The organism is Paraburkholderia strydomiana (assembly GCF_031456815.1).
Taxonomy (GTDB): Bacteria; Pseudomonadota; Gammaproteobacteria; order Burkholderiales; family Burkholderiaceae; genus Paraburkholderia; species Paraburkholderia caledonica.
On record NZ_JAVDVL010000004.1, the window covers coordinates 318289 to 333408 of the forward strand.

General features: G+C 61.7%; 15 protein-coding genes, 1 other RNA gene and 1 riboswitch. Of the genes, 6 read left to right on the plus strand and 10 right to left on the minus strand.

Going from position 1 to position 15120, the window contains the following annotated elements; all coding sequences use genetic code 11:
- Window positions 1-46: 46 nt before the first annotated feature.
- The 3 genes from J2W46_RS13850 to lptF are packed head-to-tail and all read right to left on the minus strand — an operon-like array spanning window position 47 to window position 2688.
- The gene (locus J2W46_RS13850) at window positions 47-427 is read right to left on the minus strand and encodes a sirohydrochlorin chelatase (protein ID WP_310354427.1); all 381 of its coding nucleotides are present in this window, start codon (window positions 425-427) and stop codon (window positions 47-49) included.
- Between the two features lie 11 nt (window positions 428-438).
- A complete protein-coding gene (lptG, locus tag J2W46_RS13855; RefSeq protein WP_020065152.1) occupies window positions 439-1587 on the minus strand; it encodes an LPS export ABC transporter permease LptG in 1149 nt (382 codons plus the stop codon).
- Between the two features lie 3 nt (window positions 1588-1590).
- Window positions 1591-2688 (minus strand): LPS export ABC transporter permease LptF, encoded by a 1098-nt coding sequence (lptF, locus tag J2W46_RS13860; RefSeq protein ID WP_020065153.1) that lies wholly within the window; start codon window positions 2686-2688, stop codon window positions 1591-1593.
- Between the two features lie 137 nt (window positions 2689-2825).
- On the opposite strand from lptF, the gene J2W46_RS13865 reads away from it, so the two are divergent.
- The 3 genes from J2W46_RS13865 (at window position 2826) to J2W46_RS13875 (ending at window position 5628) form a co-directional block, all read left to right on the plus strand.
- Window positions 2826-4337 (plus strand): leucyl aminopeptidase, encoded by a 1512-nt coding sequence (locus J2W46_RS13865; RefSeq protein WP_310354430.1) that lies wholly within the window; start codon window positions 2826-2828, stop codon window positions 4335-4337.
- 70 nt (window positions 4338-4407) lie between these two features.
- Window positions 4408-4824 (plus strand): DNA polymerase III subunit chi, encoded by a 417-nt coding sequence (locus J2W46_RS13870; RefSeq protein ID WP_020065155.1) that lies wholly within the window; start codon window positions 4408-4410, stop codon window positions 4822-4824.
- A gap of 90 nt (window positions 4825-4914) precedes the next feature.
- On the plus strand, window positions 4915-5628 hold the full coding sequence (locus J2W46_RS13875; RefSeq protein WP_310354432.1) for a DUF2486 family protein: 714 nt from the start codon (window positions 4915-4917) through the stop codon (window positions 5626-5628).
- 78 nt (window positions 5629-5706) lie between these two features.
- Here the strand turns inward: J2W46_RS13875 and J2W46_RS13880 are convergent, their stop codons facing one another.
- Together J2W46_RS13880 and ilvD are read right to left on the minus strand one after the other, a co-directional pair.
- Window positions 5707-6048, minus strand: coding sequence for a c-type cytochrome (locus J2W46_RS13880; RefSeq protein ID WP_088172965.1), 342 nt, complete (start codon window positions 6046-6048; stop codon window positions 5707-5709).
- A gap of 155 nt (window positions 6049-6203) precedes the next feature.
- Window positions 6204-7877: a dihydroxy-acid dehydratase gene (ilvD, locus tag J2W46_RS13885; protein WP_310354434.1), complete on the minus strand. Its 1674-nt coding sequence runs from the start codon at window positions 7875-7877 to the stop codon at window positions 6204-6206.
- Window positions 7878-8008: 131 nt separating this feature from the next.
- On the opposite strand from ilvD, the gene J2W46_RS13890 reads away from it, so the two are divergent.
- The gene (locus tag J2W46_RS13890) at window positions 8009-9001 is read left to right on the plus strand and encodes a LysR family transcriptional regulator (protein ID WP_087751373.1); all 993 of its coding nucleotides are present in this window, start codon (window positions 8009-8011) and stop codon (window positions 8999-9001) included.
- A 113-nt stretch (window positions 9002-9114) separates the two neighbouring features.
- A complete protein-coding gene (gene lgt, locus J2W46_RS13895) occupies window positions 9115-10014 on the plus strand; it encodes a prolipoprotein diacylglyceryl transferase (RefSeq protein ID WP_310354436.1) in 900 nt (299 codons plus the stop codon).
- A 90-nt stretch (window positions 10015-10104) separates the two neighbouring features.
- Here the strand turns inward: lgt and J2W46_RS13900 are convergent, their stop codons facing one another.
- From J2W46_RS13900 to J2W46_RS13920, 5 genes are all read right to left on the minus strand, one after another.
- Entirely contained in the window at window positions 10105-10833 is a 729-nt protein-coding gene (locus tag J2W46_RS13900) for an SIMPL domain-containing protein (protein WP_310354438.1), read from the minus strand.
- Window positions 10834-11036: 203 nt separating this feature from the next.
- Entirely contained in the window at window positions 11037-11495 is a 459-nt protein-coding gene (locus J2W46_RS13905) for an EVE domain-containing protein (protein ID WP_310354439.1), read from the minus strand.
- 82 nt (window positions 11496-11577) lie between these two features.
- Window positions 11578-11759, minus strand: a non-coding RNA gene (gene ssrS, locus J2W46_RS13910) — 6S RNA.
- A 162-nt stretch (window positions 11760-11921) separates the two neighbouring features.
- Window positions 11922-12236: a cell division protein ZapA gene (locus J2W46_RS13915; RefSeq protein WP_020065163.1), complete on the minus strand. Its 315-nt coding sequence runs from the start codon at window positions 12234-12236 to the stop codon at window positions 11922-11924.
- Complete coding sequence (locus J2W46_RS13920; protein ID WP_027775693.1) at window positions 12233-12589, minus strand: ATPase; 357 nt, start codon at window positions 12587-12589, stop codon at window positions 12233-12235. Before J2W46_RS13920 ends, J2W46_RS13915 begins: the two co-directional genes overlap by 4 nt.
- Window positions 12590-12806: 217 nt before the next feature.
- Window positions 12807-13087: riboswitch (cobalamin riboswitch) on the plus strand.
- A 92-nt stretch (window positions 13088-13179) separates the two neighbouring features.
- Between J2W46_RS13920 and J2W46_RS13925 the strand changes: the two genes are divergently transcribed.
- The gene (locus J2W46_RS13925; RefSeq protein WP_310354442.1) at window positions 13180-15105 is read left to right on the plus strand and encodes a TonB-dependent receptor plug domain-containing protein; all 1926 of its coding nucleotides are present in this window, start codon (window positions 13180-13182) and stop codon (window positions 15103-15105) included.
- The last annotated feature ends 15 nt before the right edge of the window (window positions 15106-15120 follow it).

Consider the following 15120-nt stretch of genomic DNA (forward strand, 5'->3'; position numbering starts at 1 on the left):
CTGCGTTTCCGATTCAAGGCGCCAATCGGCGGCGCGAACAGCCTTCTTAAACCTGTCGCAAACAATACGCTGCAACTGCGTCCAGAACCGCTTCGTCCTCGCCGACCGCCACCGCACAGCGAATTTCGACAGCCGGGTAGAGCCCCCGGCACCGCTCGATTAACTCGGGCAAATCCTTCCTGATATGTCCGCCTTGCCCGAAGAACACGGGCACCACGGTGACGAGCGTGCAACCTTGCGTAGCAAGCTGTCCGATAGCCGTGGGCAAATCCGGTTCCATCAATTCGAGAAACGCGAGGCTCACTGCCTGCGCGTCTTCATCGTGCGCTCGTGCGGCTATTAACTTCTGCGCCAGCCTCTCAAACGGCTCGCGCCAGCGCGCATCTCTCGCGCCATGCCCGAACAACACCAATCCATGCGTAGCCATGACAAAGGCTCCTAGTGCCGGTCAACCCATTTCAACCCGACGAGACCCAGGACCAGATACACCAGCCCTGGGGTTGCCGCCGTTAGCGGCGCAGGCCAGGTGTTGAGCGTGCCGATATGCGAGAACAGCGTGTTGAACAACTGGAAGCTCATGCCGAGCATGATCCCGCCGAACACCTTCATGCCGACCACGCCGGCCCGCGTATGCAGATACGCGAAGGGCAGCGACAGCACCAGCATGACGAACACGGCAAACGGATACAGCACCTTGCGCCACAGCGCGATCTCGTAACGCTGCGTGTCCTGATGATTCTCGGTCAGATGCTGGATGTAGCGGAACAGATTGAACATCGACATGCGATCCGGCGACACGAGCAGCACCGAGAGAATCTGCGGCGTAAGCTCTGAGCGCAACGAATATTCAGGCAGCGCAACCTGCTTTGCACGATACACAGGATTGAGCGCGTCGGCCGGCGTGCCCGGAGGCGGCGGCACGTCGATTAATTGCGTATCGGTCACGCCGGTCAATTGCCAATGCCCCGGCGGCTGATATACGCCGGACTTCGCAATGCGCACATTCGAGAGCCGGAACTTCGAATCGAACTCGTAAATCCGTACGTTACTGATTGTCGCGTCCGGCTTCAGTTCGCCGACGTTCACGAAGCGCGTAACCTGCTCGCCGTCCGCGCGCGCCGTGAGCGTGTCTTTCACCCACACGCCCGACTGGAAGTTGCTCGATACCGACGACCCCAGCGCTTCCAGCCGCACACGTTCCGACAACTGATCCGTGTACGGACCGACCACTTCGCCGATCAGATACGTGAGAAACACGAGCGGAATGCCGATCTTCAGCAGAGAGCGCAATGCCTGATTGGTGGCAAGCCCGGATACGCGGAAAATCGTGTACTCGGAGTTCGCCGCCATTTGCGCGAACACGTAGATCGCGCTGATCAACGCGGCAACCGGAATAATTTCGTAGAAACGCGACGGCGTTTGCAGCGCGACGCGAAGTACCGCGTACTGGAATTTATAGTTGCCGTGGCCAACCGAATTGAGTTCGTTAATCAGGTCGAAGAAAAAGAACAGGCCCGAAAACGCGAACAGAATGAAGATGAACGTGAGATAGATCTGACGCGCGAAGTACCTTTCATAGATGCGCATCGGTCACGCTCCCTGCGAACGGGTGAACATGGCCCGCGTGAACAGCGGCCGGTTGCGCACGCGCAGCCAGAAGATGAACGCGACAACCGCAGCCACGATCACATGCAGACTCACGAGTCCAACCCCGAACGACATCTTGCCTTGCTCGATCCACGACTGGACGACGTTCAACAGATTCGAATAGGTCAGATAGATCAGCACGGCCATGACAAGATTGATCGTGCGGCTGCGCCGCGGGTTCTGATGCGCAAGCGGAATGGCGAGCAGCATCAGGTTGATCGCGATGAGCGGCAGACCGGCGCGCCATGCGAACTCCGCGAGATTGTCTCTGGTCGGATTGCGCAGCAGCGTGAGCGTGGGCGTGCCGGTGGTGCTCGTCGTATTGACGACCGGCTGGCTCTCGATTTTGACGCCGTAACGCTCGAACTCCATGATGCGGAAATCCGGGTGTCCCGGTTCGCCCTCATAGCGGCGGCCGTTTTCCAGAACCACAAAGCGGTCGCCGTTCTTATGCGTTTCCGTGTGGCCGTTCTTGGACACGACCACGTTGACCTTGCCGTTCTCCGTGCTCGTCACGAACACGTTCTCCACATGGCCCTGGTCGGGCGACATCTTCTCGATGAAGAACACGCGGTGAGTGCTCGCCGATTCGCGGAACTGGCCGGGCGCGAGTAGCGAAACTTCGTCTCGCTGTTGAAAACGCGCGCGGATCAGCTTGCTCTGCTGGTTGGACCACGGCCAGCCGACGAACACGAAGAACATGATGAGAATGATGATCGGCGTGGCGAAGATGCCAATCGGCTTGATGAATTGCGTGAGACTCACGCCCGAAGACAGCCACACGACCATCTCGGAGTCTTTGTACCAGCGTGTCAGCACGAACAGGATCGACACGAACAGTGTGGCGACGAGCATGATGGCCAGATAGCCGATCACGGTCAGCCCGATCAGGACCAGCACGTCGCGCGGGTCGATTTCGCCCTGCGCCGCGAAGCCGACGATGCGGATCATCATCGTGGTCAGCACGAGCGTGAGGAGAACCATGAACACGGCACCAGCCGTATACGCGAGTTCGCGCTGGAGGGAGCGTTCGAAGATCATTATTGATGACGAGAGGGGGCGCTCTCAGCGACGCGCGGGTTGCTTCCCGTCACGCCTCCGGTGCAGCCGCCGCGGGAAAAATAGCGGATAATTGCGGCTTTCATCCTAAGCCCAGATTTTATCCGAGGACAAGCGCGATGGACTTTAGCATAAAAGCCTGTGATTGGACCAAAGGCTCGTCAAACGGTTTCCTCACCGGGAAATCCGATTGCATCGTAATCGGCGTGTTCGAGTCGCAAACGCTCTCGGGCGCGGCACTTGAGATCGACGCGGCCACCAAGGGCCTCCTGACCCGCATCATCAAGGCGGGCGACATGGACGGCAAAGCGGGCACCACGCTGTTCCTGCACGAAGTCTCGGGTATCGGCGCGTCGCGTGTGCTGCTCGTAGGCCTCGGCAAACAGGACGCTTTCAGTCAGAAAGCCTATGGCGAAGCCGTGCGCGCGGCGTGGCGCGCGCTGCTCGCCACGAAGGTCGTGCAGGTCACCTTCACGCTGGCCCAACTGCCTATCCTCGAGCGTACGGCCGACTGGGGCGTGCGCGCCGCGATCCTCGCGCTGCGCGAACTGACCTATAAGTTCACGCAAATGAAGAGCAAGCCGGACAACTCTGCTCGCGCACTGAAGCGCATTGTCTTCAGCGTGAATGCGGGCGACGAGAAAGCCGCCAAGCTCGCGGCAAAGCAGGGCGCGGCGCTTGCCAACGGCATGGATCTCACGCGCGACCTCGGCAATCTGCCGAGCAACGTCTGCACGCCGACCTATCTCGCGAACACGGCGAAGAAGCTTGCCAAAGACTGGAAGCTGAAGGTCGAAGTGCTCGGCGAAAAACAGTGCGAAGCGCTGAAGATGGGCTCGTTCCTGTCGGTCACGGCCGGCTCGGTCGAACCCGCGCAGTTCATCGTGCTGCAGTACCAAGGCGGCGCCGCGAAGGCCGCGCCGGTGGTGCTGGTCGGCAAGGGCGTGACGTTCGACACGGGCGGCATTTCGCTCAAGCCAGGCGAAGGCATGGACGAGATGAAGTACGACATGTGCGGCGCCGGTTCGGTGCTGGGCACATTGCGCGCGGTCGCCGAAATGGGCCTGAACATCAACGTGGTCGGCATCATTCCGGCGGTCGAGAACATGCCCTCGGCCACGGCCACCAAGCCGGGCGACATCGTCACCAGCATGAAGGGTTTGACGATCGAAGTGCTGAACACCGACGCAGAAGGGCGCCTGATTTTGTGCGACGCGCTCACTTATGCGGAGCGCTTCAAGCCCGCTGCGGTGATCGACATCGCCACGTTGACGGGCGCTTGCATCATCGCGCTCGGCCATCACAACAGCGGCCTCTTCTCCAAAGACGACGCGCTCGCGGGCGAGTTGCTCGACGCATCGCGTGAGGCATCCGACCCGGCCTGGCGCCTGCCGCTCGACGACGAGTATCAGGAACAGCTGAAGTCGAATTTCGCCGATCTGGCCAACATCGGCGGGCGTCCGGCGGGCAGCGTCACGGCGGCGTGCTTTCTGTCGCGCTTCACCGACGCGTATCCGTGGGCGCACCTCGACATCGCCGGCACCGCATGGAAGAGCGGGGCGGCGAAGGGCGCGACAGGTCGTCCGGTGCCGCTCCTCGCGCAGTTCCTGATCGACCGCGCCGCGCAATGACGCATCGCAGTAACGTGGCACGCTTGGCATGTGTCCGAGCGATCGCACCCGGCGTCAGCGGGAGTCGCCCATGACGAGAATCGATTTTCACTCGAACGTCGGCGACTCGCTGCTGTATGCATGCCGCCTGGTGCGCAAGGCGTATCAGGCGGGACAGCCCACCATCGTCGTGGCCGAGCCTGAGCGCCTGCGCGCTTTCGACGAACAGTTGTGGACCTTTTCCGCGCTCGACTTCGTGCCGCACTGCATGGCCGGCACGCCGCTCGCCGCGCAAACGCCGATCGTGCTGGCCACGAATCTCGACGACGTCCCTCATCATCAGGTGCTGCTCAATCTGGGCGCGAGCGTGCCCGCGCAATTCGCGCGCTTCGAAAGATTGCTGGAAGTGGTCGGTAACGCACACGACGAGCTCGCTGCGGGCCGCGAACGCTACCGCTTCTATCGCGATCGCGGCTATGCTTTGAACAACTACAAGCAGGGCGGTTAGGTTTCCGTTCCGCGTCGCGTTGTGCCCTGTCGAGGCGATTCGGCGCATACGCGGCCTGCTTTCGCTACGACTCAAATACGGAGGGCGCAGGTGTCCGATCCCAACGATAACTCCATCCCGGTTCTGAGCGAAGTGCTGGTGCCGGGCCATGTGGCCCAACGTCGCGAGCCGCAGGCTGGCGCCGCTGCTCCGGCTGCTGCGCCAGCGGAAACGCCGCTGCGTGAAGCGGAAACGCTTCGTCAGCCGGACGTCACCGCGGAGCCCGAACTCGCGCCGCAGCCGGTCCTCACACCGGAAGAAACGCGTGCGCCGGAGCCGGTGCTTGCGCCGCAGCCTTTGGGGACTGCGGCTAACGCTGCCGTAACCGATAAGGCGCGTTCGACGGCCGATCACGCTCATGTCAAGAACAAACCGCGGCCGCATGTTTCGGCCGAAGCCGACCACACGCATGACGACGCGCTGGCAGCGTCCGCAGCCACGTTTGGTCGGACGGAACCGCCTCCGCCGTTTGAAGCCGCCGCGACGGTGCCGCCGGATATCGCTCAGGAACTTGATACGAACGGCCAATCCGCTGTCGATGCCGAACGCATCGCCGAACGGCTGCGTGAGCGGGTCGCGGGATTCCTCGCGGGCGAAGGGCGCGGTGTCATCGAAGCACGCTGTCGCAGCGCTGTCGAAGAGCACGCAACGCGGCTCGTCGATCAGGTCACGCGCGAAGTCGTATCGACTCTTGAGAACCAGATGACCGGTTGGGTACGCGAAGCGGTTGAAGCGGAGATTGCCCGTCGATCGGGCGGCGCGTGACAGTCGATGCAGCGGTGCCCCGAGCGAGGCGCGACCGGTGGAGTTCCGCTCACGCCCAGGCTAATCAATCAGCCAGGATCATTTAAGCGTGAGCACCCAGCCCGCCAGCGCAGCCGCTTGATCGGGCGTAAGTTGCGTATTCGCGGGCATGGGCACCGGGCCCCATACGCCCGTGCTGCCGTCCAGAATCTTGTGCTTCAGGTAGATAGCGGCGTCTTCGCGGCCGGCATATTTCGCGGCGACATCGTGCAGCGCCGGCCCCATGAACGGACGCGAGACCGAGTGGCAGCTCATGCAGTTCTGCTGTTGGGCAAGCGCGAGTCCCATGGGCGCCTCGGCATGCGCGGCCGGGATGATGCCGATCGACATGGTCACGAATGCAACAGCCGTTGCAAGCACCGTACACGACATTGATTTCATTCTGGTCTCCGCCGGTGCGGTTGCCCGGCTTGTGGTCAGAACATTATAAAAGGAAAGGGGCGCACGGTTTTTCGTGCGCCCCTTTCGCTTTTACGTAGGGCTTGACCGGTCTTCAGGCTCTCGGGTCACCGCAAGTGCGGTCCTGGCTCGTTGCGTCAGCCGGTTATGGCGCCCTTGTTGGCCGGCAGTGCGAGGGCCGAGTACTTCGCCAGCACGCCACGCGTATAACGCGGTTGCGGTTGCTGCCATGCGGCGCGGCGGCGCTGAAGTTCGGCGTCGTCGACATTCAGTTGCAGGAGCAGCTTGTGCGCGTCGATCGTGATCGAGTCGCCTTCCTGCACGAGGCCGATCGTGCCGCCCACGAATGCTTCGGGTGCGACGTGACCAACCACCATGCCCCATGTGCCGCCTGAAAAGCGTCCGTCGGTGATGAGGCCGACGCTTTCGCCGAGACCCTTGCCGATGATCGCCGAAGTCGGCGCCAGCATTTCCGGCATGCCCGGGCCGCCCTTGGGGCCGAGGTAGCGCAACACGACGACGTCGCCGGCAACGATCTTGTCGGCGAGGATCGCTTCAAGCGCGCTTTGCTCGTCGTCGAATACGCGGGCCGGACCCGTAATCACCGGGTTCTTCAGGCCCGTGATCTTCGCGACCGCGCCGTCTTCGGCGAGGTTGCCCTTCAGGATTGCGAGGTGGCCTTCCTTGTACAACGCCTGATCGATCGGAAAGATCACCTTCTGATCCGCGCGCGGTTTGGACGGCACGTCCTTCAGTTCTTCAGCGAGCGTCTTGCCGGTGATGGTGATGCAGTCGCCATGCAGCAGACCCGCGTCGAGCAGGATCTTCATGACTTGCGGAATGCCGCCGGCTTTGTGCAGGTCGGTGGCGACGTACTGGCCCGAGGGCTTCAGGTTGCAGATCACCGGCACCTTTTTGCGCATGCGCTCGAAGTCCTCGATGGTCCACTCGACTTCCGCCGCGTGCGCGATTGCCAGAAAGTGCAGCACGGCATTGGTCGAGCCGCCGGTCGCCATGATCACGGCCACGGCGTTTTCAATCGACTTCTTCGTGATGATGTCGCGCGGCTTCAGATCTTTCTTGACGGCTTCAACGAGTACGCGCGCCGATTCAGCCGCCGAGTCGACCTTTTCCTGATCCGGATTGGCCATTGTCGACGAATAGAGCAGAGACATGCCGAGCGCCTCGAACGACGAGCTCATCGTGTTGGCGGTGTACATGCCGCCGCATGATCCCGTCGACGGGCACGCATTGCGTTCGACGCCCTCGAAATCTTCCTGCGACATCCTTCCCGCCGTGAATTCGCCGACGGCCTCGAACGACGACACGATCGTCAGATCCGTGCCCTTCCAGTTGCCCGGACGGATCGTGCCGCCATACACGTAAATGCCCGGCACGTTCATGCGCGCGAGGCCGATCATGCCGCCCGGCATGTTCTTGTCGCAGCCGCCGATCACGACCACGCCGTCCATCCATTGGCCCTGCACGCACGTCTCGATACAGTCCGCGATGACTTCCCGCGACACGAGCGAGTACTTCATGCCCTCGGTGCCCATGGACATGCCGTCGGAAATAGTCGGCGTGCCGAAGATCTGCGGATTCGCGTCCGCGCCCTTGACGGCGGCCACGGCAGCGTCGGCAAGTCGCTGAAGACCGGCGTTGCACGGCGTGATCGTCGAATGGCCGTTGGCGATGCCGATCATCGGCTTGTCGAAATCTTCTTTCTGATAGCCGAGTGCGTAGTACATCGAGCGGTTCGGCGAACGGGCCACGCCTTGCGTGATGTTCTTCGAACGACGGTTGTAGGGCATGAGGATCTCCGGTCTGTTTGTTTTGCTGGTCGGTCCAGTGTAGTTCGGACCCGTCAGGCAAGAATGCAATTTTGCGATGTGCGTGTCCAATATATTATTGGCTGCCGAATAGGTCGTAAAATGTATTAATCATGCTGCCTGCCGTTCCTGACCTGCGTCAATTGCGCTATTTCGTGACCGTCGCCGAAGAAAAGCACTTCGGCCGCGCGGCCGCGCGCCTTTCAATGACCCAGCCGCCTCTGTCGCAGGCAATCCGTGCGCTGGAGGAAACGCTTGGGGTGCAACTGTTCGCGCGCACCAAGCGGTCCGTTGAATTGACGCCTGTGGGCGCGGATCTGCTGCCAGAGGTGCAGCGTCTGCTGGCGGGTGCGGAGGGCTTGCGGCCGCTTGCACAGAGCCTCGCGCGCGGCGAGGCGGGCGCGCTGTCGCTCGCATTCGTTTCGACGGCGGACTATGGCTTGTTGCCGCTTTTGCTGCGCGACTTTGGCGCGCGCTATCCGCGCGTGCGGCTTGAACTCACCGAAGCAACGAGCGACGTGCAGGTGGACGAACTCGTCGCCGGACGCATCGACGCGGGGCTCGTGATTGCCCCCGTGCCGTCGCGTCATGCCGCGCAGCTATCGTGGCTGCCGATCGCGCGCGAGCCGCTCGTGATCGCCATGTCGACCGACACGGCGGCGCGCGTGGCGGCCAGTGGTGGCGGAGGTGGCGGAGGTGGCGGAGACCCGCATGCGGAATGGCTCGACACGCCGGTCAGCCTGCGTGAGCTCGCCGATGCACCGCTCGTCATCTTCCCAAGACGTTTGGCGCCAGGCTTTTATGACATCATTATGGATTGCTACGGCGTGGCGGGGCTTCAGCCGCGGGTCGGGCAGGAGGCGATCCAGATGCAGACCATCGTGAGCCTCGTGTCGGCCGGCATGGGTGTCGCACTCGTGCCGCAATCGTTGCGTAACCTGCGCCGGACCGGCGTCGTGTACCGGCCGTTGTCCGAGTCGGTGCCCGCTATCGAAACCGGGCTCGTGTGGCGAACCGCGAAAGTGAGCCCGGTGCTGGCGGGCTTCATCGAAATCGTGCGGGCGCATGCGGCGAGTGCCGATGGGCAAGCTGCCCGCGTACCGTAATTAACGTGACTGCGGCGAACGCATTGCATGCGCAGCCGTCCAATGCAGACGGCGCAAGCCGCGCCTTATCGATACAAACTAGTTTCTGAACCCGAACTGCCCATAACAACACGATGCTCATTCACCCGAATTTCGACCCCGTTGCCATTCATCTGGGGCCGCTCGCCGTGCGCTGGTATGGACTGATGTACCTCGTCGCGTTCATCGCGGCGATCGTCGTCGGCCGGCTGCGGCTGCGTTTGCCGTTCGTCGCGGCGCAAGGCTGGACACCCAAAGATATCGACGACATGCTGTTTTACGGCGTGCTCGGCACGATCCTCGGGGGCCGGCTCGGCTACGTGCTGTTCTATAAAGCGAGCTTTTATTTCGCGCATCCGCTCGACATCTTCAAGGTGTGGGAAGGCGGCATGTCGTTTCACGGCGGGTTTCTCGGCGTGACGCTCGCCATGGTGCTGTTCGCCTATCAGCGCAAACGCTCGTGGCTGCAAGTCACCGACTTCGTCGCGCCGATGGTGCCGACAGGACTGGCGGCAGGGCGTCTCGGCAACTTCATCAACGGCGAGTTGTGGGGGCGCGTGACCGATCCGTCGGCGCCGTGGGCGATGCTCTTTCCAGGCGCCGCGCCCGACGACGCCGCATGGCTCGCCGCGCATCCGCAACTGGCCGCGCAATGGAAGCTGAACGAAGTCTTCACGCAATATCACATGCTGCCGCGTCACCCGTCAGAGCTGTATGAGATCGCGCTCGAGGGCGTCGCGCTTTTCTTCGTGCTGTTCTTCTTCTCGCGTAAGCCAAGGCCGCTCGGCGCTATTTCGGCGGTGTTCCTGATCGGTTATGGCCTCGCGCGCTTTACGGTCGAATTCGCCCGTGAGCCCGACGACTTCCTGGGCCTGCTTGCCATGGGTCTCTCCATGGGCCAATGGCTTTCGTTGCCGATGATCCTCGTTGGCATTGCGATGCTCGTGTGGTCGTATCGTCGCAGTCCCGGCGAACCTGCGCACGCGCTGCCGTAGCGCGGCACGTTGTGCTCTGAATAGAAAACGCCACGGCATGCCGTGGCGTTTTTCTTTTGCCGCCGCATGGGGCGGCAGGTGGACAGCGCATTACTTCATCTGCACCGAGCCCGACACATTCACCGTTACCGTCGACGTGCCGCCTTCAATCGGCACAGCGGCCGACATCTTGGCGTCGGCGCCCATGGCGCGCGCGCTCATCATCATGACGGGCCGCGGCATGGCGCCGTTATGTCCGACGTTGACCTCGCGAATCGAATAACCGCTGTAGCCGAACGCCTGCGCGGACGAAGCCGCCTGCTCACGGAACGATTTGATTGCATCGCCAGTCAGCTTTTGTTCAGCGGCGCGCTGCGCCGCGGGCGACAGCGAGAACTGCACATTGCCGACCTGCATGATGGGCGCCATTTGCCCTGCAAGCTTCGACGCCGCGGCGAAGTCGTGCGATTCGAGCACGACCTCCGTGCGGCCGCGCCATGCGGAGATACGGCCATCGCGATCGGTAGACGGGTAAATCGAGAACGAACCTGTGCGTGCGGTCACGCCACTCACGCCTTTGGCTTTTTGCAATGCCGAATCGGCACGCTGGTTCAGCGTTGAAGTAAGAGCCGACGGATCGCTCGCTTCCTGCTCGTAAAAGAGCGTGATTTCGACGACGTCTTGAGGCACTTCCGCGCTGGCCTGCGCGTTCAGCGACAGCACGCCGGCCGGTTGATAGGGCGCGACGCTCTGCGCGCGTGCCATAGCGGGCGTGAGCACGAGGGCTGCAGGCGCGGCGCAGACGAGCGCGAAAGCGAGTGCACGTGCGGTGTTTTTCATCTGTGTGGAACTCCTTGCTTGAACAGGATTGCGCACGATCCGGCAGGCGCGATGCAACGGCACGGCGCTGTGTGCGCCGTTGGTAGTCCGTTTGCAAGTGCGTTAGGCGCTTGTAACCTGAGCTTGGTTCCCCAATTTAACCGTGCGATGAGCATCGGTGAGCGACATCGTTCGTGGCGCCGTTGCAGCAAGCACCGGCGAACTCAGGCGAGTCGCTTCGTGATGAAGCGCCACTCGGCTTCGGTGACGGGCGTGATGGACAGACGGTTGCCTCTCGCCAGCACGCGCATGTCTTTCAGCTCGTCGTGCTCGCGCAATGCGGCGAGCGGAATCAACGGAACCTTCTTCTTGAAGACCACGTCGACGAGCAGCCAGCGCGGCGTTTCCTGCGACGACTTGGGATCGTAATAAGGACTCTTCTTGTCGAACTGAGTCGGGTCCGGGTAAGCGGTAGACGCTACCTCGGCGATCCCGGCGATGCCAGGCTCGGGACAACTCGAGTGATAGAACAGCACGCCGTCGCCGACCTGCATCGCGTCGCGCATGAAGTTGCGCGCCTGATAGTTGCGCACGCCGGTCCACGGCAACGTGCGGTGCGGTGCGTTGGCAAGATGGTCGATGCTTGCTTCGTCCGGTTCGGACTTCATTAGCCAGTAGCGCATGAATCGAAAGGAACGTTAAGGTTGGAAAAGCCGGAGCCCAAACAAAAACGGCACCGGACAGTAGTCCGATGCCGTTCCAAATAAGGTCCCCGCCTTGGCCGCTAGGCCGGCATCCTGAACCGGGGGTTCAGAATTGGTCGCAGTTAGCAGCACTTCGGGTACATCAGACAGAGTGACGCGCACGCCCGTGCTACAAATTTCCGCAACCGTGCACATGGCATTGGTTCAAGGAATATATGACCTTGGCGAACCAGGCAGGGAAGCTAAACCGATGAAGCTAAAACCATTCAGGTGAAACGTTTGCCGAGTGTGCTCGTGCATGCTCTCACGCGCTTTGCTCAGCTGCTACGTGTGCCACCTGGTTGAATCTGCAGCCGACCCGAAGACCGGCCACTTCTACTTCCAGACACGTTGCAAACTTGCTGCTTACTGCATGGTGTACTGCTCGATCACAGTACCCAGTTGTTCGTTCATTTGATGCATTGTACGCCTGATTTCTTCAGCGGGAAATGCTTCTCCGTGACGCACGCTCGATTGCAGCTTAAGCAGTTCCGATGCCAGCGACAGCGCAGCCATGACAGCAATACGATCCGTGCCGCGCACGTTGCTGTTATTGCGGATCTTCGACATTTCGGCGTCGACTCGTGCGACTGCTTCAAGCAGCGCGCCTTCCGTTTCCGGCGAGCAGGCGAGGCGATAGGGCACGCCGAGAATCGATACTTCGATCTGCTTGGTGGTCATGCATTTTCTCCATGGCGAGTGGCGTCGCTCTCCGCTTCGACTTCATGCTGAGCGGGCTCGAGCAGATCGAGCTGGTTGTCCGGCTCGTTGTGCCCGCGAGCGCGCGGCAATTTTTCGAGGATCGCATTGAGCCGCACTTGAGCGTCGTCGATCTTGGCCGACAGCGCGTCGCGCTCCGCTTGCAGTGCATCGCGTTCCTCGCGCACCATGGCAAGTTCCGTGCGCGTGGCTTCTGCCTCGGCGCGCGACTGGGCGAGCTGCTCTTCAAGCGCAACACGCGCTTCGTTGTGGCGCTGGCTGATCGCTATCAGCTTGCCGATATTCTGTGAGAGTGTTTCGAGTTCGGTGAGCATGTGCTGCGTCCTCTAAAGACCTCGCATTTTAGCGCGGAATGCCGCACGTTCCGACATTTGTCTCGTTTCGAGACGTAACAACACCGCTTTATGCAGGCTTTTTTCGACTGAAGATGAAAAAGTACTCGTGTGTCACAGATCGCGTCGGACAATACTCTGCTCCTGTCCGAATCATCGCTGTCGTGACCCGCATTCTTGACTGGCCCCGAGGCCGCTCATACACTGGCCGCACTCTGGTGCCCGCGCGCGCAATTCATTGCGCGTGCAGTTAAACGGGAAGCAGGGCGCGCCGTTCACCTGAACGCGCGAACCTGCGCTGCCCCCGCAACGGTAAGCGACCGCATTCGCTTTGCACTTCGTGCTTTGCAGTTCGCGTTTGCAGTTCGATCCCCATCGCGTGTTCCAGTTCAACATGCGAGTGTGCCACTGCGCGTCACGCGTGGGAAGGCGGGATCGAGCGTCGTCAGCCCGGATACCGGCCAGAGGGAGAGGCGCGCGCCCGCGAAATGAAGTCAAAAGCGCTCGCGCCTCGTTACGCGACGGCCTGCGGGGAAGCGGGCCGCGCACGCCATCCACGGGAAACTTCACTCATGCTGTCCCCTATCGCCCGCGCGGCGCTGCTCGCATTTGCAGGGCTGCCGCAGCTCGCGCATGCGCAAGCCGCCGACAGTTTGCCTGCGCCGTCGGTTGCAGTCGCACCTGTCGCACCAGTCGCTACGAGCGCTGTATCCGTCGCTATCGCCGAATCATCGCCTGCTGTTTTGTCGCCCGTCGTCGTCACCGCCGAGCGCGGACCTCAAGCGCTCGCCGACACGATTCCGCAAACGTCGCTATTCGATCAGCAGGACATTGCCGACACCACCGCAACCGATCTGCCGGGTCTGCTGCAACTCGCGCCCGGCGCGCAAATCTCGCGCACAGGTGGCCCCGGTTCGACAGCAAGCCTGTATTTGCGCGGCGCGTCGTCGACGCAATCGCTGATTCTCATCGACGGTGTGCGCGTCGATTCCGTGAGTCTCGGCACCGCGCAAATCGGGCAGATTCCGCTCGATCAGGTCGACCACGTCGAAGTAGTGAACGGCAACGTGTCGGCCTTGTATGGCTCGGGCGCGATCGGAGGCGTGGTCCAGGTGTTCACGAAAGACGGCGGCGATCATCCGCCGCGTTTCAATTTTTCCGTGGGCTACGGCAGCTACCACACGCAGACGCAACAGGTGGGCGCGAACGGCGCGTTGGATAAGGACGGCCGCACGACCTTCAACATCTCGCTCGCGCGTTCGAAAGACGACGGTTTTTCCGCGCTCAATCCTCGTGAGGCGCCGAACGCGAACCCCAATGCGAACGGCTATCTGAACGAGAGCATCTCCGCTTCGCTGCGCCATAAGTTCACCGACAACTGGGACGCGGGCGTCCGCTATCTGCAGTCGAACGGCAACAACAGCTACGACAATGCGTACGGCGAGCCGACCGATCTGAACAATCTGTACACGAAAGTGCGTCAGTTGTCCGCCTTCGCTAACGGCAAGCTAACGGACTGGTGGACCACGCACTTCATCGTTGCGCAGGGCGACGACCGCAGCGTGTCGAACACCAACGGTCTGTATAACGGCCGCTTCGACACCGACAATCGACAGTACACCTGGCAAAACGATTTCGCGCTGGCCGCGCAGCAGAAACTGCAGGTCGGCTACGAGCATCTGGACCAGAGTCTCGACTCCGATACGTTTGCCGCGCCCACTCGTCATGTCGACTCGGGCTTCGCCGGTTATACGGCACGCTTCGGGCGCAACCAGATCCAGGCCAACCTGCGGCGCGACCAGTACTCCGATTTCGGCGGAGCGAACAGTTACTATCTCGGCTATGGCTTCGACATCACGTCGCGCTGGAAGCTAAGCGCAAGCTATTCCAGTTCGTTTCGCGCGCCGAGCTTCGACGATCTGTACTATCCGCTGAGCGGTAGTCCGTCCATCCAGCCGGAGCGCAGTCATTCGATCGAAGCAGCGTTGCAGTACGCATCCAATGCGCTCGGTGTGATGCGTTTGAGTGCTTTCCAGACGCGTTATTCGAATCTGATCGACTATGAGCAGGTGACGCCGGGGATCTATCTGGCCGAAAACGTGGGCCATGCAAAAGTGCAAGGACTCGAAGGATCGTGGAGCGGACATGTAGGCAAGACCGACGTGCGCGCGTCGGTGACGCTGCAAAACCCGGTCGACCTCGACAACGATACCGACCTCGTGCGGCGAGCGCGGCGTTTCGCGTCGCTGACGGTGAATCGCAGTATCGCAGGATGGCGCGTGGGCGGTGAGTGGATCGTGAGCGGTCCGCGCGAAGACAGCAGCGGCAAGCTCGGCGGCTACGGTGTCGTCAACCTGGCTGCGCGCTACAACGTCACGAAGGCATGGTACGTGGCCGCGCAAATCCAGAATGTGTTCAACAAGGACTATGAAACGGCCTACTCGTATAACTCGCCGCGGCGCGGTGCCTATGTCACGGTCGGCTGGCAACAGCAGTGATGCCTGCGCCGTGCT